Source organism: Thalassotalea ganghwensis (assembly GCF_053485795.1).
In genome coordinates, this window is the sequence record NZ_JBQRUM010000013.1 from 71130 (window position 1) to 89284 (window position 18155).

At 40.1% G+C, this 18155-nt stretch carries 21 protein-coding genes; 10 read left to right on the forward strand and 11 right to left on the reverse strand.

Annotated elements, in window-relative coordinates; genetic code table 11:
- Nucleotides 1-50 precede the first annotated feature (50 nt).
- Both ACSLUH_RS13670 and ACSLUH_RS13675 read right to left on the reverse strand, forming a co-directional pair.
- Nucleotides 51-713: a TorF family putative porin gene (locus ACSLUH_RS13670; protein ID WP_448567918.1), complete on the reverse strand. Its 663-nt coding sequence runs from the start codon at nt 711-713 to the stop codon at nt 51-53.
- A 196-nt stretch (nt 714-909) separates the two neighbouring features.
- Nucleotides 910-2889, reverse strand: a complete 1980-nt coding sequence (locus ACSLUH_RS13675) for a methyl-accepting chemotaxis protein (protein WP_448567920.1) — start codon at nt 2887-2889, stop codon at nt 910-912.
- 270 nt (nt 2890-3159) lie between these two features.
- On the opposite strand from ACSLUH_RS13675, the gene rpe reads away from it, so the two are divergent.
- Both rpe and trpS read left to right on the forward strand, forming a co-directional pair.
- Nucleotides 3160-3831 carry a ribulose-phosphate 3-epimerase gene (gene rpe / locus ACSLUH_RS13680; RefSeq protein ID WP_448567922.1) on the forward strand — a complete coding sequence of 224 codons (672 nt, stop codon included), beginning with the start codon at nt 3160-3162 and terminating at the stop codon, nt 3829-3831.
- A gap of 58 nt (nt 3832-3889) precedes the next feature.
- On the forward strand, nt 3890-4894 hold the full coding sequence (gene trpS, locus ACSLUH_RS13685) for a tryptophan--tRNA ligase (protein WP_448567924.1): 1005 nt from the start codon (nt 3890-3892) through the stop codon (nt 4892-4894).
- Nucleotides 4895-4956: 62 nt separating this feature from the next.
- On the opposite strand, the gene ACSLUH_RS13690 is transcribed toward trpS, so the two are convergent.
- A complete protein-coding gene (locus ACSLUH_RS13690) occupies nt 4957-5919 on the reverse strand; it encodes an FHA domain-containing protein (protein ID WP_448567926.1) in 963 nt (320 codons plus the stop codon).
- Nucleotides 5910-7163, reverse strand: coding sequence for a S1 family peptidase (locus ACSLUH_RS13695; RefSeq protein WP_448567928.1), 1254 nt, complete (start codon nt 7161-7163; stop codon nt 5910-5912). Before ACSLUH_RS13695 ends, ACSLUH_RS13690 begins: the two co-directional genes overlap by 10 nt.
- A gap of 192 nt (nt 7164-7355) precedes the next feature.
- Between ACSLUH_RS13695 and ACSLUH_RS13700 the strand changes: the two genes are divergently transcribed.
- Nucleotides 7356-7721, forward strand: coding sequence for an MmcQ/YjbR family DNA-binding protein (locus ACSLUH_RS13700; RefSeq protein ID WP_448568012.1), 366 nt, complete (start codon nt 7356-7358; stop codon nt 7719-7721).
- A 106-nt stretch (nt 7722-7827) separates the two neighbouring features.
- Complete coding sequence (locus ACSLUH_RS13705) at nt 7828-8469, forward strand: CIA30 family protein (protein WP_448567930.1); 642 nt, start codon at nt 7828-7830, stop codon at nt 8467-8469.
- A 17-nt stretch (nt 8470-8486) separates the two neighbouring features.
- Here the strand turns inward: ACSLUH_RS13705 and ACSLUH_RS13710 are convergent, their stop codons facing one another.
- Together ACSLUH_RS13710 and nhaA are read right to left on the reverse strand one after the other, a co-directional pair.
- Nucleotides 8487-8987 (reverse strand): Rap1a/Tai family immunity protein, encoded by a 501-nt coding sequence (locus tag ACSLUH_RS13710; protein WP_448567932.1) that lies wholly within the window; start codon nt 8985-8987, stop codon nt 8487-8489.
- Nucleotides 8959-10185 (reverse strand): Na+/H+ antiporter NhaA, encoded by a 1227-nt coding sequence (gene nhaA / locus ACSLUH_RS13715; protein WP_448567934.1) that lies wholly within the window; start codon nt 10183-10185, stop codon nt 8959-8961. Before nhaA ends, ACSLUH_RS13710 begins: the two co-directional genes overlap by 29 nt.
- Nucleotides 10186-10325: 140 nt before the next feature.
- On the opposite strand from nhaA, the gene nhaR reads away from it, so the two are divergent.
- The gene (gene nhaR / locus ACSLUH_RS13720; protein ID WP_448567936.1) at nt 10326-11252 is read left to right on the forward strand and encodes a transcriptional activator NhaR; all 927 of its coding nucleotides are present in this window, start codon (nt 10326-10328) and stop codon (nt 11250-11252) included.
- Between the two features lie 64 nt (nt 11253-11316).
- On the forward strand, nt 11317-11538 hold the full coding sequence (locus ACSLUH_RS13725; RefSeq protein ID WP_448567938.1) for a TIGR02450 family Trp-rich protein: 222 nt from the start codon (nt 11317-11319) through the stop codon (nt 11536-11538).
- A gap of 16 nt (nt 11539-11554) precedes the next feature.
- Here ACSLUH_RS13725 and ACSLUH_RS13730 read toward each other — a convergent pair whose 3' ends face one another.
- Genes ACSLUH_RS13730 through ACSLUH_RS13745 form a run of 4 tightly spaced genes read right to left on the reverse strand, consistent with a single transcriptional unit; the run spans nt 11555 to nt 13745 of the window.
- The gene (locus ACSLUH_RS13730; protein ID WP_448567940.1) at nt 11555-12286 is read right to left on the reverse strand and encodes an SDR family NAD(P)-dependent oxidoreductase; all 732 of its coding nucleotides are present in this window, start codon (nt 12284-12286) and stop codon (nt 11555-11557) included.
- A complete protein-coding gene (locus ACSLUH_RS13735; RefSeq protein ID WP_448567942.1) occupies nt 12252-12686 on the reverse strand; it encodes a thiol-disulfide oxidoreductase DCC family protein in 435 nt (144 codons plus the stop codon). Before ACSLUH_RS13735 ends, ACSLUH_RS13730 begins: the two co-directional genes overlap by 35 nt.
- 1 nt (nt 12687) lies before the next feature.
- Nucleotides 12688-13104: a DUF3429 domain-containing protein gene (locus ACSLUH_RS13740; protein ID WP_448567944.1), complete on the reverse strand. Its 417-nt coding sequence runs from the start codon at nt 13102-13104 to the stop codon at nt 12688-12690.
- A complete protein-coding gene (locus ACSLUH_RS13745; RefSeq protein WP_448568014.1) occupies nt 13083-13745 on the reverse strand; it encodes a flavin reductase family protein in 663 nt (220 codons plus the stop codon). The genes ACSLUH_RS13740 and ACSLUH_RS13745 overlap by 22 nt, the downstream gene beginning before the upstream one ends.
- A 178-nt stretch (nt 13746-13923) precedes the next feature.
- Here ACSLUH_RS13745 and ACSLUH_RS13750 point away from each other — a divergent pair, with 178 nt between their 5' ends.
- Together ACSLUH_RS13750 and ACSLUH_RS13755 are read left to right on the forward strand one after the other, a co-directional pair.
- Nucleotides 13924-14166: a DUF6482 family protein gene (locus ACSLUH_RS13750; protein ID WP_448567946.1), complete on the forward strand. Its 243-nt coding sequence runs from the start codon at nt 13924-13926 to the stop codon at nt 14164-14166.
- Between the two features lie 51 nt (nt 14167-14217).
- The gene (locus tag ACSLUH_RS13755) at nt 14218-14475 is read left to right on the forward strand and encodes a DUF3081 family protein (RefSeq protein ID WP_448567948.1); all 258 of its coding nucleotides are present in this window, start codon (nt 14218-14220) and stop codon (nt 14473-14475) included.
- A 59-nt stretch (nt 14476-14534) separates the two neighbouring features.
- On the opposite strand, the gene ACSLUH_RS13760 is transcribed toward ACSLUH_RS13755, so the two are convergent.
- Nucleotides 14535-15296, reverse strand: coding sequence for a DUF1194 domain-containing protein (locus ACSLUH_RS13760; RefSeq protein WP_448567950.1), 762 nt, complete (start codon nt 15294-15296; stop codon nt 14535-14537).
- Nucleotides 15297-15648: 352 nt separating this feature from the next.
- Here ACSLUH_RS13760 and ACSLUH_RS13765 point away from each other — a divergent pair, with 352 nt between their 5' ends.
- Complete coding sequence (locus ACSLUH_RS13765) at nt 15649-15873, forward strand: FeoA family protein (RefSeq protein ID WP_448567952.1); 225 nt, start codon at nt 15649-15651, stop codon at nt 15871-15873.
- Between the two features lie 5 nt (nt 15874-15878).
- Nucleotides 15879-18068 (forward strand): ferrous iron transport protein B, encoded by a 2190-nt coding sequence (gene feoB / locus ACSLUH_RS13770; RefSeq protein ID WP_448567954.1) that lies wholly within the window; start codon nt 15879-15881, stop codon nt 18066-18068.
- Nucleotides 18069-18155: the final 87 nt, after the last annotated feature.

Below are 18155 nucleotides of genomic sequence, written 5' to 3' on the forward strand. Positions count from 1 at the left end.
AATTTCAGTAATAAAAAAGCTCTCGAAAGAGAGCTTATGTTACTGGCTAATTATAGCGCTATGTCTACAGAATAAGAGACATATAATTTGAGGTCATCATCCTCTAGATCGGTTTTAGATGCACCTAAGGTAAAACCACTTTTACTAATACTAACCCCATAATCGATCATATCTTCTGCTAACCAATCTCCAGTATAAGAGCCTATATGCAACGACACTTCTGCTTCGTTAGTTAAACTAAAGCCGTAATCTGCTGACAAATATAAGGTATCGGCGAAATCACCTCCTTCGCCTTCAACGAGTACTGCGGCACCTAACGTTAACCCTTCAAATGAAACGTTTGCGTAAATTTCTGAAAATTCAGCATCACCACTGGCTTCATCAGGGTAGCCAAAATATACATAGCCGACATCAAAAGATACTGTTTCGCTGATATTGCCGGTAAAACCGCCGTACAAATCAAGTTCATAGGTCATCCCATCGGCCCAACTGGCATTAGAAGCCCACATACCAGCGTAAAACCCTGAGTCTGCACTGTAGTCAATACCACCATACACAGCGCTACTGCCACCTGTTTGCTCCATACCACGCCATAAATAGTTACTGGTTACACCTACATTTGCAGTTAAGCTCTCAGCTTTAACTTCAGTAGAAGATAAGTAACTCATCAATAGAGTCGAAGCGATAATTATCGTTAGTGCGTTTTTAGTCATGTTTTTCTCTTTAAGTTTATTGTTGTTAGGTAAATAGTTGCAAAGGCAATGCCTTTATTCATATTGGTCTTATTTAACAACGACTTATATTTGCTTTGGTGTTCTTTGATAAAACGGCGAGTGTTAAAACTGTGCACACTACCACGTACTTTGTACCAACTTGGTGCACAAAATTTCTACTGTCATAACGACCCAGTTATACCGTTTTAAATCTCATTGAGAGTGTCCGTAAGGCGTTTGCTATCTGGTATATATCATGACTTGCTGTGGTCACTTGTTCGGCACTTGCTGAGTTTTCAATGGCTACATTGTTGACCTCTTTAACACTTTCGTTAATTTCCTTGGATACACTAGATTGCTCTTCGACAGAGCTCGCTATCAAGGCGGTCATGCCAGCAATAGATTCAACGTCTTTGGTCATGCTTTTAAGGGCTGATGAAGTTGCATCAATATTTGTTAAGGTATGTTCACAAACAGTTCTACTTGTATTTATTGCACTTACTGCATTTTTTGAGGCGGTCTGCAACTTGACAATCATTGCTTCAATGCTAGCAGTTGATTCCTGTGTTTTTGACGCTAGTGTGCGTACTTCATCGGCTACTACTGCAAAGCCTCGCCCTTGTTCACCAGCCCTTGCCGCTTCAATAGCTGCATTTAATGCAAGTAAATTAGTTTGTTCGGCAATATTACCAATCACTTCTAGTACATTGCCGATAGCATGAGAATCGCTTTCAAGAGAAACGATAACATCGGCTGTCTTACTTACTTCATTGTCTAGTGATTTGATATCGCTTAGGGTTTGTGCCAAGCAGGAACTTGCTTGAGATGCTGATCTATTTGCAGCTTCAGTTGAATTAGAGACATTAGCAGCATTTTTAGCGACTTCTTCTATAGTAATTGACATTTGGTCTATGGCTGTGGCGATTAACTCTATATTTGTTTGCTGATGCTTTAAACTGGTTGAAGATTGCAGGCTAAGAGAGCTGGTTTGCTCTGAAACACTGGCGAGACTATCGCTATTGGTAATAATATCGTCAACTAAGGTCTTAAGTTCTAAGGTCATGCGTTTCATTGCGCCATATACGCTTTCGCTATGACGTTCTTCGCAGAAATTTATCGCTAGGTTTCCTTGAGCTAAGGTTTCAGAAATATAACGCATTTCCTTAGGTTCACCGCCCAAGGGCTTAATGATCGATTTAACCAAGATTAAAGCGGCACTGATCACTATCAAGACGGTAACTACAAGGACATAGAAAATGTTCCAATAAAGAGCTTCAACAGGCGCCATTGCTTCAGCAACATCGATTTCAGATAACAATCCCCAGCGAAGCCCATTAAAATCGATAGGAGTGTAGGCACTCAGTACAGGGTTACCATTATAATCTATGATAATTTCGCTCGAGGTCTCTCCATTAATAACATTTCTAGCAGCTACAGTATCAACGCCATTTTCAGCAACATTACCTGCAAAAGACGCTAACACAGAATGACCTTTTGGGTCTAAGTATGAATCAGAGCGCATTAATAAGTCGGCGCCAATTAAGTAGCTCTCACCTGTTTCTCCCATACCCGAGCGTTGCTTCATGATCGAATTTATCTTTTCTATCGATAATTGCAAAGCGACGACATAGCGTTTGTTGTCGTTTAAGGTAAATGCTTTAGCAATAAATGCCGCAGGCTCATTGTTGCTTGGTGCATAACGAGAAAAGTCTGATATTTGGGCTGATTTGTTATCAATAGCTTTTCTAAACAAATGGCCAAGCCCTGAATCTTTATAAGGACCATCGATTAAGTTAGTGCGATAGTCTGATTCCTTGGCAACGGTATAGAAAATTTTTCCAGTTTCATCAATGATAAATAAATCGTAGTACTCGTACTTGGTAATGTACTGATTAAAAAGTTGATGATTATCATGAGCAGAACTTGCCGCAGTTTCTTGGTTGGTAAAGTTAAGAATTTTTTCAACGTTGCTGGTTAATAGGTCAATATCATTTTGTCGTTGTTTAAAGTAGTCTGTGATTTGGGATTTTTTAATATCTCTAACAGAGATAAGTTGAGAAAAGGCTTGCCTCTCAAGAGAATTACTTGCTACGTAACTTGCAGTTAGGCCAATAAAGATCGTGGGAAATATACCTATAAGTAAAAAGATTGCAATGAGTTGGCTTTTTAATGTCATCTTATTATCCTTAATAAATATAGTGTGTCCCTACCGCCCAGATACTGTTAGTTTAGATCTCTTTCTAAGTGTTCACCGAAATAGTCAATATTAAATTGTTACAAAATGTAAACCAGGTGTTGATTTATGTTTTTCTATGGTGCTTGGTAAATAGGAAAAGAAGCAGGTGGTAATGATAGGTGCTATCTGCAAAGCTTAAAAAATCATTATTACTTCAATTTTTGTGGTGAATTAGGTAAAGTAGCCTCGTTTTTTTATTGGGGCGGAACTATGTCTGACTTTTTAATTGCACCATCTATTTTATCGGCCGATTTTTCCCGTTTAGGCGAAGATGTTTCTAAGGTTATTGAGGCCGGAGCCGATGTTGTTCACTTTGATGTTATGGATAATCACTTTGTCCCTAACTTAACCTTTGGTCCTATGGTTTGTAAGTCACTTCGAGATTATGGAATCACTGCGCCAATAGACGTGCATTTAATGGTAAAACCAGTAGATAGCTTAGTTCCTGAGTTTGCCAAAGCGGGTGCTGATATTATTACTTTCCATCCTGAAGCGAGTGACCATGTCGATAGAACACTTCAGCTAATTAAAGATAACGGTTGTAAAGCGGGGATCGTGTTAAATCCAGCAACGCCAATTCAAGTATTAGATTTTATTATGGATAAACTTGATGTCATTTTGTTAATGTCAGTGAATCCTGGATTTGGTGGTCAATCTTTTATTCCGTCGACCATAGCTAAACTCAAGCTCGTTAAGGAAAAGATCAATGCCAGTGGCCGTCCAATTCGCTTAGAAGTTGATGGTGGTGTAAAAGCAAGTAACATTGCTGAAATAGCTAAAGCTGGCGCCGACATGTTTGTTGCAGGTTCAGCAATTTTTTCTCAAGAAAACTACCAACAAGCGATTGACGAAATGCGAGCAGAGCTTGCTTCGGTAAGATAAACCCAACGATTTTATTTAGATTCATTATTACTACATGTGTAGTCAAGGTAACGTTATTATGTCAAAACCTGTTGTATTAAGTGGCTGTCAGCCGTCTGGTGAACTAACGATTGGTAATTATTTGGGTGCCATTAAGCAATGGGTTAATATGCAAAATGATCACCATTGTTATTACATGTTAGTTGATCAACATGCCATTACCGTTAGACCAGAGCCGCAAGCCCTGCGCAAGGCAACGTTAGATGGGCTGGCGCTTTATCTTGCTTGCGGTGTAGATCCTGAGCAAAGTACGATTTTTATTCAGTCACATGTTCCAGCACATTCGCAACTCAGTTGGGTCCTTAACTGTTATACCCAAATGGGTGAGCTAAATCGAATGACTCAGTACAAAGATAAGTCGCAAAAATCAGAAGCGAATATGAATTCTGGTTTGTTTACTTATCCTGTATTGATGGCAGCTGATATTCTACTTTACAGTGCTGATAAGGTGCCGGTAGGCGATGATCAAAAGCAACATCTTGAATTAGCGCGTGATATTGCGACGCGTTTTAACAATATCTATGGTGACGTGTTTGTGGTTCCAGACCCTCAGATACCAGAGCATGGTGCTCGCGTAATGAGTTTACTAGAGCCAACGAAAAAGATGTCTAAGTCAGATGCCAATCCAGGTAACTTTATTGGGTTACTTGAAGACCCTAAAAAAATCGCTAAGAAAATAAAAAGAGCGGTAACGGACTCTGATGAGCAAGCGCGTATTTATTACAATATTGAAGAAAAGCCAGGAGTGTCTAATTTACTTTCTTTGTTGTCGTGTGCAACGGCAGAGAGCATTGCCAGTTTAGTACCTCAGTATGAAGATAAAATGTATGGCCATCTTAAAGGGGATGTAGCCGAAGCCGTTGTCGCGATGTTGACACCGATCCAAGAGAAGTATCAACAGTATCGAAATGATCAGGCTTTTCTTGATCAGGTCATGCGTCAAGGTGCTGAGCAAGCTTCTGAACGAGCTGAAAAAGTATTAACCGCTGTTTATGATGCGGTAGGGTTTATTGCTAAGCCCTAATGATTAGCATAAATAAAAAAGCCGAATAACATGTTATTCGGCTTTTTTATTGTTTGAATATCTTACTTCTCTTCTTGTACTTTCTTATCCACTTTATTAAACAATTTATCACTATTGATAATAAAAGTGTCAACGTCACTGCTGGTGGCAAAAACAAAGTTGGGTGTCATTAACTCATTATTAAATTTAGGCTTAATACTAAATTCAGGTTGCTTACTGAGTTGATTTAAATAACTGCCACCAAATAAAAGCGTCGTTAAACTTGCTGCAATTATCACTCGACGTTTTGCCGACATATGGAAGCCGATATAACAGTTGAGCCAAAATAAACAAAATGCCACGGCTATTGGTAAGATGACGAATGCTGGTGTTAAGACAAACTGACTCGAGGTATTAAAGTTGAGCAGCGACTCTAAGAAATCTACCACCCAAGTAATGTTATAAAAGACAAAGCTTACGCCAAGTTGCGTTAAGATTCTTGCGTCATGTTTAGTTAAATGTGAAATTAACGCTACCAAGCCCGGCCACAACGCAAACATTAAGGTCATATTGATGGATGACATGAGCAATTGCGTAAACGTGACGTCGCTGGGGCTATTAATATAAACACTCCAACCGACAATCAGTGTAAATAAGCTAATACTTGCCACGAGTACAAAAGGATTTCGTGCCAGATTGATAATGCTTTCAAAAGGGCTCAATGTGACACTGGCTTCAACCGGATGATGTGGAAAAACAAAACGAAACTGACTTTTGCCGATAGTGACAATATCACCAGAGTTGATGATGTGACCATTGGCTTTTTCGGTACTATGCTCAAGAAAACTACCATTAATGGTGTTGTGATCTTCTATAACCCAGTGATCGCCGGTATTCTTTATCGTTAGGTGCTGAGCACAGACATGAGGATCGGAAACAATGATATCATTGTGATACCCGCGCCCAATCGATACTTCTTCTGTGGCAAACTTATGGCGGCCAATGAGTTTATGGCCTCGGCTGATTTCTTCTACGATTAATTCCATGATACCGATTCCATAAATTGCTGAGTAAATGCTTGAGCAGAATCTTTGGCGACACCTGAAATGGTGAAATGACTCAATAACGCTTGCTGATCTTTATCGACAGATATGCCTAAATATAAAACATCATAGAGTTGCGGGAAATCTTTATATGCGCGAACACAGAAAACGGCTTTGTTATTGATGCCTTGATGCTGTGGCGTCACCAAATCATGTTGGCACTCAAATTCAGTGATATCATCTTTGGTCGCTTTATTACTTGGCATAACACGCGAAACTTGGTTTTGATATAGTCGGTAAAACTTGGTGGGGTTTAACTTTAACGATTTCATATATCGAAACTCCATTTCAATAGAGCCAGTGATTAAATTACTCTCAATGTAGGTGTCTTCTTCTAGACCACACTTTGCCGCGACCACTAATACTTCAGCATCTTTTTTATCTGCGGTTGAATCTCCCCAGCAGCGGATATAGGGAACACTTATTGTTGGAATTAATGCTGCTCCTAACTCTTTAAGTTGCCATTCATTATTCAATAAATCAGAAATAAGCTTCTTTTGATTCTGCATTAACTGATGTGCCATTTGAGCTTCAATATTGTCGGGTTTGTTTTGTTTATATTGGTTGAATAAGGTCACTAACTTATCATGAGGAACCAAGAAGCCAATTTGATTCCCAGACGTGGCAACATTGACACCGACCACTTCTGCTTTATGGTTAACTACTGGGCCACCGCTCATACCTGAATTCACAGAACCCGTGAAATGGATACGATCATTAAAAGCATTTTTCTTCAATCCGTTATAAGTACCTGGAACGACAATCATCCCTAAATCGTGAGGGTTTCCAAGTGAATAAAGCTCTTCGCCTTTGCTAGGCGCTTTAGAAGCTATGTTAAAAAAAGGAATATCGTCTTGCGCTTCTCGTTTAACCAAGGCCAAATCATTAATAATATCGACACTTTCAAGGCTAAGTTCTCCTTTGTCACCTAAGTGATCAAGGTATTCGATACGATACTTATGTGGGTAACGAGCAAAGCCTGAAATAACATGATAATTGGTGGCAATTAACCCCTGAGCTGTAATTTGAAAACCTGAGCCAATTGATGATTTTTCGCCACTGGCGATATCAATAATGCGTATTTGATATAAAGATGGAGCGAGTTGTTTAAATATCGCTTCAGCTTGTTCCTGCGCTTGGCTTGCACTGAAAATAAAAAAGCTTAGTAAGGTGAACAACCTTTTCATTAATTTTCCTTATATTGGCTATTAAAGGTTATTGTGCCATTGTTAATTAATTTGTCATCCTTTTAACGGACAAATGTCATTAAAATATGTAAAAAGATACTGCAAGTCTTTATATAATCGATATATTGTTATTACTTAGCGTTGAGTGTTCAGGAGTTTACTTTGAACAAAAGTGAAGCATACGCTTATCTAATGGCCAAGCCTGAAACTAGCTTGGACTTTCCATTTGGAGAAGACGTAATGGTGTTTAAAGTCAAAGGGAAAATGTTTGCAACATTAGCTTTGGGCAGCGGACAAGAAAAAGATACGCATGGAAAAATGGCCGGCAGGTATTGTCTTAATCTTAAATGTGATCCTGAAGAAGCAGTTATGCTGCGAGATATTTTTGATGCAGTGATACCGGGCTACCATATGCATAAACGTTTATGGAATACAGTCATACTTGATGGTTCCATCCCCAAAGGTGAGATTGAACGCATGATCGATAACTCTTTTGAGTTAGTGGTCTGTAAAATGAGTAAAAAAGATCAGTGCTCCATTCGTTTACACCTTCCGTAAATTTGGCTCTACATCAGTTATTATTGATCTCCTGTTAACGTATTAGCGTAAAAGCTTTATCTTTGGCACTACATGGTGGTGTTACTCAGCAAAGTGAAAGGTATTAATGCTTAATTGGTTTAGAAACAGTTTATTATTAACACTATTGATGAACCTTTTAATCGCTTCTTCAGGGCTCGCAAAGGACAATCGGCCTTTGTCTGCCAATAATATTTATTTAACGACCATTTCGATGAATACCAGTAATACGTTTAGTCTAGATTTTTCGCAACCTGAAGAAGTCGCTCAGTGGCGCGCAACCAATGATAATGTCATGGGCGGCCTTTCAACTGGCCAAGCGCAGTTTAATAACAATAGCCTGCTTTTTAGCGGCTATATTTCGACAGAAAATAACGGCGGTTTTAGTTCAATCTATCGAAGCGTAAATTTTTTGCCTATCAATGCTGATGCGGTTGAAATTGATGTCCAAGGCGATGGTTTGCGTTATCAACTTAGAATGGCGATATTTATTAATGGCTATCGTCTTGCCTACAAGCATGACTTTGATACAAAAGTAGATAAGAGGCAACGTATTACGTTGCTATTACGTGACTTTAAAGCAACGTTTCGAGGTCGGTTAATCACCAATGCTCCAACGTTACAAGCACAGGATATTCGCCAAGTGGGATTCTTGGTCACCAATAAAGTCGATGGGCCTTTCTCACTAAGCGTTAATAGCCTAAGGGTGTTATCGACTACAAGTCCTTAAATTTATTAAATCTGCAGTTAAAAATTGCCAGACGATAACCGGCTTTGCTTGTCTTTATCGCATGGGAATTGCTCAATCAATATGTCCAACACTGTTTGGTTGAGCGATTTTTTTTCGAGTGATCCCCCCTTTATTGCTTTTATCACTGTTTCAACAACTAATGAGTTACTGGTGCTTTCTGGCAAGCAAATATGGGAGGGTGAGTTCGCCATTGGTAATGATGGACGTTCGGTAACCCGCGTTTGATATGCGCGATTTATAAAACCAGTGCTCTCGTTTTGATGAGCCACACTGGGTGTTGCTCTTGTTATATTACGCCAATCGATTGCTAAGGCATCAAGAAAACCTTCAATATATACTTTGCAAGCACTTGTTTTGCTGTTTGAAGCAGTTTGTCGCTCTGTTTGACAAGATTCAATCACAGTAGCACTGACCGAATCTGCGAACGACACTTGACTAAATACAAGTGTCGCAGCGAGTGCAGCTATTTTAAACGTGCGATGTTTGCACCGCTTCATTGCTATTCTCCTTTTGCAATTGTATTTTGTTGGAAGAGCGTCTCAATAGAAACGCTCCAGCAGTTGCCGAAAGCAGTGAACCAACGAGTACACCCACTTTTACTTGTGTTTGATAAGCAAGTCCTTGCTCTTCGAACGCTAAAGAACCAATAAACAAACTCATGGTAAAGCCGACACCACATAATAAGCATACACCGTAGAGTTGGCTCCATGTCGCTTTTTTCGGTAGTTTACATAGACCCAACTTAACGGCTATAAAGCACGCTGCAAAAATACCAAGCTGCTTACCAATAAATAGGCCGCCAATAATACCGATAGAAATCGGTGTAAAGAGCTCATCTACCGAAGCGTTGGTTAAATTGACCCCAGCATTTGCAAACGCAAAGAGCGGTAATACAAAAAATACGATCCACGGTTCTAAGCCATGCTCTATTTTATAAGACATCGATTTATCTTTGTCTCGGGCTATCGGAATAAACCAAGCAACAACAAATCCCGCTAAGGTCGCATGAACACCAGATTTGAGCACTGCCGCCCAAACGACAATGGAGACCAGTAAGTAAGGCGTTTTGTTTGACAGCTCCATGCGGTTAAACAGGAAGAGTACCGCAAGCCCGACACTGGCCACCAATAATGAATTTGGTGCAAGGTCTTGAGAATAAAACAACGCAATAATAATTACGGCGCCAATATCATCAATAATAGCGACCGATAGTAAAAATAATTTTAAGCTAGTAGGTAAGTGCTTACCAAATAATATAAATATACCTAAAGCAAAGGCAATATCCGTTGCAGATGGGATCGCCCAACCATTCATGGCAATAGCATCTTGACTATTGAAAGCAACGTAAATTAACGCTGGGAACGCAATACCTGCAATCGCGGCTAAGAACGGAAGAATAACTTGGCTTGGTTTAGAGAGCTGCCCATAGAATAACTCTCGTTTAATTTCTAAGCCAACGACAAAGAAAAACAATGCCATTAAACCATCATTTACCCATAGTACTAAAGGCTTACTGATGGCAAAGTCACCAAGCATGATGCTAACCGGGAATTCCAAAAACTCATTATAGCCATCTCTAAACATACTATTGGCGAGTATTAACGCAAGCGCTGCTGAGAGCACTAGAATGATACCTGAGCTAGCATCTGTTTTTATAAACTGTTTCCAGCGAGCAATAATGATATTTTCTGACATACTTCCTCCATTGCCTAAGTAGCCCTTATTTATAGCGGATATTTTTAAACAGTAAAAGTCGATTGTTGTTGATTTATTATCAGAAAAAAGTTGATATAATTTCTTGCGCTAGTTAAGCCTATTCTCTGGAGTTATCAGGTATGAATCGATTGAATTATCATCATCTTTTATATTTCTATACCATTGCAACCCATGGCAGCATTGCTCAAGCGGCAAAAAAAGTGAGTATTACCCCGCAAACATTGAGTGCTCAATTAAAAGCCTTAGAAGAACAACTCGGTTGTTCTTTATTTGAACGTAAGGGGAAGCGGCTGGTGTTAAATGAAACTGGTCGGTTAACATACAGTTATGCTCAAGAAATTTTTAGTCTAGGTGATGAATTAGTCGGTTCGCTAAAAAACCACTCAACTCACTTTGCCGCGCGTTTTTCAATTGGGGTAACTGATGTTATCGCTAAAGTGTTTTCTTACTCTTTTCTCAAAGAAATCTATCACATGGATGACTCGATAAAACTGATAGTTAAGGAGACAAGTTTAGAGGTTTTACTTGGCGAGTTAGCGGTTAATAAAATTGATGCAATACTTACCGACACTCCTTTACCCCCAGGCTCTCCACTAAAAGCCTATAGCCACCCAATCGGCAAAAGTGGTATGAGCTTTTTTGCGCATCGCGGTATCGCTGAAGAGTTGATAACGAATTTTCCTCATAGTCTAAATGGCGTCACTTTTTTTATTGCTGGCGAAGGGGCTAATCAGCGACTTAGCGTTTTATCATGGTTTGAACGTCTTAATATCGCTCCCAATATTATTGGTGAATTTGATGACTCGATGTTATCAACGTATTTTGGTCATGCAGGGTATGGTGTCTTTTGTGCTCCCACTATTATTGAGTCTCATGTTGTTGAGCAATTTAATGTCGCCGTTATAGGTCGAACCAAAGATGTTACCGAGCGCTACTATTTAATTTCACCTGAAAGAAAAGTTAAACATCCAGCAGTTCAACATCTTTTGACGCAGGGTAAGCGCCTGTTCAAACAACCTAATTCTCTCAATATTAACATGCCCTAGTAGCGTTGATCATAAGGTGATTTTTTTTCGTATAAATCAGTAAACGAGTAGAGCAGCAGTCATTATGATGAATAATAAAGTCAGTCCTAAAAGTTTAAAAAGCAGTAAGTGGACTAAAAAGCAGGTCACCAACAAAGAAAAACACTTTATCGTCACTAAAGTAAAATACGATGATGACCAAAACGTCACTGAGTGCATCTTGCAAGCGGTTATCACTAAAAATGAGTATGCCATCAACTGGCGAGATCTGAAAAACGAGCAAGTATGGCTATTTGGCTGGCGTTAGTCGATTGTGTGAACACTCACCACGGAATCGTGTCATTTTGCCAATCTATGTAGCTAAGTTGATTATCTAAAGGGCTGTTAACTACTATCTCTAACAAGCGTTTGGCAACAAACTCAGGGGTAAACAATTTTCCTTGCGGGACATTTTTTTTGAAGGGTTTAGATAATGGACTGTCGGTAGTACCTGGGTGAAAGGCAATCAGCTTAATATTTTTTGCGCGACGAGCATACTCGATTGAAGCGGTTTTTAATAGCATATTAAGCGCAGCTTTCGAGGCGCGATAACTATACCATCCCCCCAAATAATTATCAGAGATGCTGCCAACTCTAGCGCTAAATACAACCACTTTGCAGGGGGTTTTTCCGGTTAGCAGAGGTGTTAGTTTTTGAAGCCATAACATTGGGGTTAAGGCATTGATAGCCATAACGTGTTCAAATGCCTCAGGGGTAATATCTTCAAGCCGTTTTTCTGGAAAGCAGTGGCTATCGTGGAGCACACCAGTACAAATAAAAACGTAGTTGATGTTGCCTGTTATTTTCTCGGGAAGTTGTGCAATAGCTTGATCAATATCTTGCTGGTGATAGCCCTTAAGTCCGACGGCTTTCACATATTCACTTGTCGCTGGCGGATTATCATTGTGTCTTGAAATTAACACCACAGGCTCTACTTCACTGATCGCCAATTGCTGAACTAAGGCGGTTGCAATTGCGCTGTTAGCGCCGATGATCAGTGTATATTTTTTTTCCATAACAAGTTCCTAAGGAGCAATCATGAGCACGAAGATTAAAAATTTTGGCCATCAAACGAGATATCGGGTGTCGATATTTAGCAAAAAACCAATCCCCACACTTACTGACAGTAGATAGTATTGGCCAAGTTAATGGCGCAACCCATCTGTTTTTACCTACCGCGCGCCAAGCGGCTATCGTAACGTCGATGCCAGTAAGCAACTTACCTTGCTGATATCCATGAATAATGTCTAATGCACGTTGCTTGTCAATATTGGGAAAGGTTTGTAAAGCGATATCATCATGCAAATCTATCACTTCAATCGCGTTATTTTTGTCTAAACGCTTCAAGACCGTCACTTCGTGGCAACAAAGAGGGCATTGACTATCGTAGAACATGATTAAGGGTGATAAGGACATATTAAAAGCTCTTGGTTAGCATGAACAAATGGCAGACAATAACAATCAATGACAATCTAAAGCGCATTGTCATGTAGGGCGTTTTGTCATTAGGTTGACCACACTGGTTGTGTAAGTAGTGCTCAAAAGCAAAAAGTATCAAATAACACGCGATTAAAATGCTTAATGCGTAAGTTTGATCGATGAGTAGGGTAGTAAAAGCGAACAGGCAAATCATGTTGCTCACTATCTGCTGGCGTTTGAATTGGTGTTGATCAACGCGCCACATCGAACCTGCAATAAAACTGACGATAACTGCACTGTAGGCAATAAATACACGAGGGATATCAATTGCCACTTGTTCTTGAAAATTGAGTAATAAAATTGCGGCAATGAAGGGAACTAAGCCTAGATACCCTAGCATTTTCCATACGTACATAAATCCTCCTCACCATTAGAGCAAATCACAGAGTTGTCGACATTAAGCTGCTCCACTTCTTTGAAGGGTTTAGCATATGATAAGCGTGCCAGACGTTTCGTTGAGTGATAGCTATCAAGTCCTGAAATAGCGACGCTTTGGCATGCTTCAATATCGAGGTAACCGTCGACTGATATTGCATTTTCTGGTAGAAATAAATCGGTAATTTTACCAATGATGAACAACGTATTATTGGCTGTGATCGGCATGATCTCGACTAACTCTACCGCAAGTTGAAGATTACTTTCTTTAACAAAGGGAGGCACAAATCCCGAACGAAGTAACGGCGTAAGCGACACAGCGTCGAACTCACTGACGTTCTCGTCATAGCGAGCTGAGGTTTGATGAGCTTTTTGCCAAATCGAACGATTTACTTGATTAATGGTGTAGGCGCCAGAATCTTTGATATTTTTCAAGGTATCTCTCGGCACGTTATCGGGTCGCATCACAAACCCTATCAACGCTGGTGAAGCACCTAAGTGAACCACAGAGCTAAAAATAGCCAAGTTGGTTTTGCCATTGCTATCCATCGTGCCGATGAGGTTCGCGCTTTTAAAGCCAGATAGGCTGTTGACTAAATTAGCGCGGTAACGCTGCTCCATTGCCATTAAGTTTTCTGAATTAACGTGCTTCAATTGATATACCTCTGTCAAACTCTCACTGTTTATACGGCTAAATACTTTTACTTGATCACCACAAAGTGGAAATTCAATAACGAGTTGAACTTGACTGAGGATTGCTGCGTAGTAATTAAAAAGCGGATAAAAATTGAGGTGGTATATGAACGCAGACCTAGCATTTAGCAAAGATTACCGTGTAACCATATTGTGTATCGCAGAGTCTAATCATTACTTGGTCGGGGTGAGAGATTCGGCAAACAATTTCAATGCGCTTCCGGGATGTCGTGAAGTAGAATGTTGTAATTCGTTGATCGGCGCCAAACGTTATCTCACTCAGCAAGACATTAGCACCTGGGATATTATTTACCAAAGTCCTTACGATGAGATGTGTGGTATTGATTAATCGCTCAAACAATATAAGCTGTAGTGAGCGTTTGCCAGCAAGGAATATGTAATGAAAGCGAACAACCAACTTGAAACATTAGATTATTTAAGGGTGTTTGATGTAGTGCTCTCAAATGGAGAAAAGCATGGCGACGAGTATCGTTATCAAGGTATTGTTGCCAAACACGACTTAGATGGCTATACCTGTTATCTTCATTACCATGATCTTACGCTTACTTTGTATTTTCACAATAAATATGCGTTTGATTATCAAGATAATGACACACTAGAGCGTTTTACCAAAATTATTAAAAAGCTTATAAAATAAAGCTCCCAAACCCGAAAAAGGTGAGAGAGCTTTATTAAAACAAATAGTAAGCTTAGACGTTATGCTTTTTTACGGCTTGCAGAAGCAAAACCTAATAAAGCAAGGCCAAATAAGGCAACACTGCTCGGCTCAGGGATTTCGCTACCACCACCTGTGATCTCTCTTACCAACTTTTGACTAATACCAGCCGTGAAGTCAGCAAACGAGTCTGCGTGAATATGGAATGCGTTTGTACCACCAATAATGTTTTGCTTGTAGAAATCTTGTAAACCAGAGGCATCTCCAATGGTAATACCATTGATCGTGTCAATGCCTGCGGCTAAGGCTGCATCGCGAGCGGCCGAGGTAGAAGAACCTTGGTTTTGATTACCATCGCCAGATACATCGATGACTTGACGCGCAGCGTCATAATCGTTGTTAAAAAATAAACTTGAACCGAAATTAAGTGCGCTACCTGGCGCTGTATTATTATCAAAAGCTCTTGTTAAAGCGTCTAGCGCATCAGCAAATGCATACGCTGATGCTTGGCTATCAATTAACGTCCAGTCTAATTGTATTGCTTGGTCTGCACTTCCAGACCATTCGATATATTGAACAGCAATTGAGCCAATAGTACCGCTTTCAATTGCACTAATAACGTTGGCATCACGAAAAGCATTTGAGTAACCTTGAAGTTGTAAAGCATACTCTTTGGCATCCACGCTATATGATACGTCCGCAAGAAGTTGAAGCTCAAGGTCTACTTCAATTAAGTTCGCGTTGGCGGAAGCGGTAAACAAAGCAGCACAGCATAAAAGAGATTTAGATAAATTTTTTAACATCCTAGTTAATTCCTTGTAAAACAAAATAAAAAATTTTGAGTTTTAGACTCATATATTTAAGGTTCTCGCCCCTTTAGCATTAAATGTGCCATATTTTTTTTCTTTTTTTTTCAATGGTTTGTATTTTGTGTTATTGTGCAATGTAATATTTGTGTAAAATTTTCTGACAGTTGTAGAGACGATTATTTCAAAGTGAGAGTAGATATATTCGAGAATGTTTGACTCATTTAGAATAATTGCCAAGAAGATAAGATCCAGATCAATTTTATTGCGGTTATTTATTGCCAAACCCCCTAAGGATCAATTAAACTAAATGATAATCGTTATCAGTTAGATTGTTTTTGGTGATTACGTGACCTTAACGAAACTTAAAAAGAAGCAACAAGCACGCATTAAAAGCTTGCCGAGTGATTTTGTGTTATCAACCCGCTTAATGGAGCAGGGCTTTGTCCCTAATTCTATCGTCGAGCTTGCTCACATTGCGCCGTTTAATGGCCCGATGGCATTTTACCTGCACGGCACTAAAATGAGTATTGCACCTTCTCTAGCAGATCAAATTGTTGTTGAGTTAGCTTAGTCGTAATGAATAATTTTGCATTAGTTGGTTTTGCCAACAGCGGTAAGTCAACGCTTTTTAATCAACTTGGCAATACAAAGCAAACCACAGGAAATTGGGCTGGTGTAACGGTTGCAGCCAAAAAGCACGAAATTCAATTTAATCAACAGCCGGTCACTCTGATTGATTTACCTGGTATTCCATCATTAACCAAACGCGAACACCAAGGGCGTGATCTTTCGGTTACCCATCAGCATCTCGACAAAGATTCAATAGATTGTCTGATCAATGTAGTTGATGTCACACAATTGCAAAGACAACTTTATCTGACCACTCAGCTACTAGAATTGGGTTTACCCATGATCGTAGTGTTATCAAAAGCTGATCGCAAAGAAGCTCGTCAAATTGATACCGAACAGTTATCGTCTATTCTCGGATGTCCTGTGATCAAGGCTGATGTGCGCCACTCTCAAGTGAAAAAACGTTTAGAGCAATCTCTGGCAACGTTACCAACGGCGAGTACATTGCCAAAGACATTTGAACTACCTTCGTTATTAAAAGATAAATTAACCGAACAAAATACCACCTTGCTTTCTTATGAACGTTCACTGTCCGCTGGCGGCTGCTCATGCAAGTCTGAGCATGATGAAGCGCTGGCGATCATGCAGGCGCGTTATGATTTCGTCAATAACGCTATTGAGCAAGTTTCTAGTGGTAGCGCCCACTCGACATCGTTTTCTGACAAAGTTGATAATGTGATTTTGCACCCTCTAGTTGGTGTGCCTTTCTTTTTGTTAATGATGTACTTGCTGTTTATGTTTGCGATAAATGTCAGCAGTGCATTTATCGACTTTTTTGATATTTTGGCTGGCGCCATTTTTGTCGACTACCCAAGCCAATTTCTTGCGAGCTTTAATTTGCCAGCTTGGCTACTCACTATTATCGAAGGCGTGGGTGTTGGTATTCAAACCGTCGCTACATTCATACCTGTTATTGTTTGCTTGTTTATTGGTTTATCGATTTTGGAGACCAGTGGTTATTTGGCTAGAGCTGCATTTGTCGTTGAAAGCGTCATGCAGAAAATTGGTTTGCCTGGTAAAGCATTTGTCCCCTTAATTGTTGGTTTTGGTTGCACAGTCCCAGCAGTCATGTCGGCTCGTGTGCTTGATAGTGAGCGAGAGCGTATTACCACTATTATGATGTCACCATTTATGTCGTGTGGTGCTCGACTACCTGTATATGCCTTGTTTGCGGCAGCGTTTTTCCCTGATTCAGGACAAAACATTGTTTTCTTGCTGTATTTAATTGGTATCGCAGCAGCGTTATTTACCGGGTTTTTACTGAAAGCTACGGTATTAGCCGGTAATTCACAAGCGAGCTTTATGGAATTACCCCTCTATGAAGTTCCTAAGCTCTCGGCACTATTTATGCGCGTTACTCGACGCACTAAATCTTTTATTGTTGGTGCGGGTAAAACCATCGTTATTGTCGTGTGTGTGCTTAACTTTTTTAATTCATTGGGCACCGATGGTAGCTTTGGTCATCAAGATCAAGAAAGCTCGGTATTAAGTCAAAGTGCCCATCAAATCACACCATTGTTAGCGCCGTTAGGGGTGAAAGAAGATAACTGGCAGGCAAGTGTTGGCATCGTCACGGGGCTATTTGCTAAAGAGGCATTGGTTGCCACCTTTAATAGTTTATATAGTTCAGATGTTGCAGAAGAAAGTCATGAGTTAGTGTTTGCCGATGTTTGGCAAGAAGCCTTGTCAACAATTACCGATAATTTTGCCGCGTTAGCTCCTGAAGACCCGCTTGGGGTCGACGTTGGCGACGTTTCAACGGTAGAGAAAGCGTCGCAAGAGCAAGATGTTAATGTTAGTACTTATTATGCAATGCAAAATGCCTTTGCTGGTACGTTGGGCGCTTTTAGTTATTTGCTTTTTATTTTGTTGTATACCCCATGTGCGGCGGCAATGGGAGCGATAAAAAATGAAGTGGGTAATCGCTGGGCGACGTTCGCTGCCCTGTGGAGTTTTACCCTCGCTTATCTTAGTGCAACGCTAGTCTATCAAGTTGCCGTTTTTGCTGAGCAACCCGTCTATGCGTCGATTGCCATAGTGATTGTGTTGAGCGTATTTGCCGCAATTTATTACTGGCTAAAATCAAAAGGTAAGAAAATTCTTACCCTACCCGTGATGGTGAGTTACTCGAAGTAATGGTGAGCAGCGCAGCACTGCTCTCGCGCATAAAACGATTATGTGAAGAAGGTAGAATCCACCAAGACGATAAGCTCTAGTGATACT

Bases quoted from the DNA above. Each gene is read 5' to 3' on its own strand.
- ACSLUH_RS13670 (WP_448567918.1), bottom strand. From the start codon at position 713: ATGACTAAAAACGCACTAACGATAATTATCGCTTCGACTCTATTGATG.
- ACSLUH_RS13675 (WP_448567920.1), bottom strand. From the start codon at position 2,889: ATGACATTAAAAAGCCAACTCATTGCAATCTTTTTACTTATAGGTATA.
- rpe (WP_448567922.1), top strand. From the start codon at position 3,160: ATGTCTGACTTTTTAATTGCACCATCTATTTTATCGGCCGATTTTTCC.
- trpS (WP_448567924.1), top strand. From the start codon at position 3,890: ATGTCAAAACCTGTTGTATTAAGTGGCTGTCAGCCGTCTGGTGAACTA.
- ACSLUH_RS13690 (WP_448567926.1), bottom strand. From the start codon at position 5,919: ATGGAATTAATCGTAGAAGAAATCAGCCGAGGCCATAAACTCATTGGC.
- ACSLUH_RS13695 (WP_448567928.1), bottom strand. From the start codon at position 7,163: ATGAAAAGGTTGTTCACCTTACTAAGCTTTTTTATTTTCAGTGCAAGC.
- ACSLUH_RS13700 (WP_448568012.1), top strand. From the start codon at position 7,356: ATGGCCAAGCCTGAAACTAGCTTGGACTTTCCATTTGGAGAAGACGTA.
- ACSLUH_RS13705 (WP_448567930.1), top strand. From the start codon at position 7,828: ATGCTTAATTGGTTTAGAAACAGTTTATTATTAACACTATTGATGAAC.
- ACSLUH_RS13710 (WP_448567932.1), bottom strand. From the start codon at position 8,987: ATGAAGCGGTGCAAACATCGCACGTTTAAAATAGCTGCACTCGCTGCG.
- nhaA (WP_448567934.1), bottom strand. From the start codon at position 10,185: ATGTCAGAAAATATCATTATTGCTCGCTGGAAACAGTTTATAAAAACA.
- nhaR (WP_448567936.1), top strand. From the start codon at position 10,326: ATGAATCGATTGAATTATCATCATCTTTTATATTTCTATACCATTGCA.
- ACSLUH_RS13725 (WP_448567938.1), top strand. From the start codon at position 11,317: ATGATGAATAATAAAGTCAGTCCTAAAAGTTTAAAAAGCAGTAAGTGG.
- ACSLUH_RS13730 (WP_448567940.1), bottom strand. From the start codon at position 12,286: ATGGAAAAAAAATATACACTGATCATCGGCGCTAACAGCGCAATTGCA.
- ACSLUH_RS13735 (WP_448567942.1), bottom strand. From the start codon at position 12,686: ATGTCCTTATCACCCTTAATCATGTTCTACGATAGTCAATGCCCTCTT.
- ACSLUH_RS13740 (WP_448567944.1), bottom strand. From the start codon at position 13,104: ATGTACGTATGGAAAATGCTAGGGTATCTAGGCTTAGTTCCCTTCATT.
- ACSLUH_RS13745 (WP_448568014.1), bottom strand. From the start codon at position 13,745: ATGGAGCAGCGTTACCGCGCTAATTTAGTCAACAGCCTATCTGGCTTT.
- ACSLUH_RS13750 (WP_448567946.1), top strand. From the start codon at position 13,924: ATGAACGCAGACCTAGCATTTAGCAAAGATTACCGTGTAACCATATTG.
- ACSLUH_RS13755 (WP_448567948.1), top strand. From the start codon at position 14,218: ATGAAAGCGAACAACCAACTTGAAACATTAGATTATTTAAGGGTGTTT.
- ACSLUH_RS13760 (WP_448567950.1), bottom strand. From the start codon at position 15,296: ATGTTAAAAAATTTATCTAAATCTCTTTTATGCTGTGCTGCTTTGTTT.
- feoB (WP_448567954.1), top strand. From the start codon at position 15,879: ATGAATAATTTTGCATTAGTTGGTTTTGCCAACAGCGGTAAGTCAACG.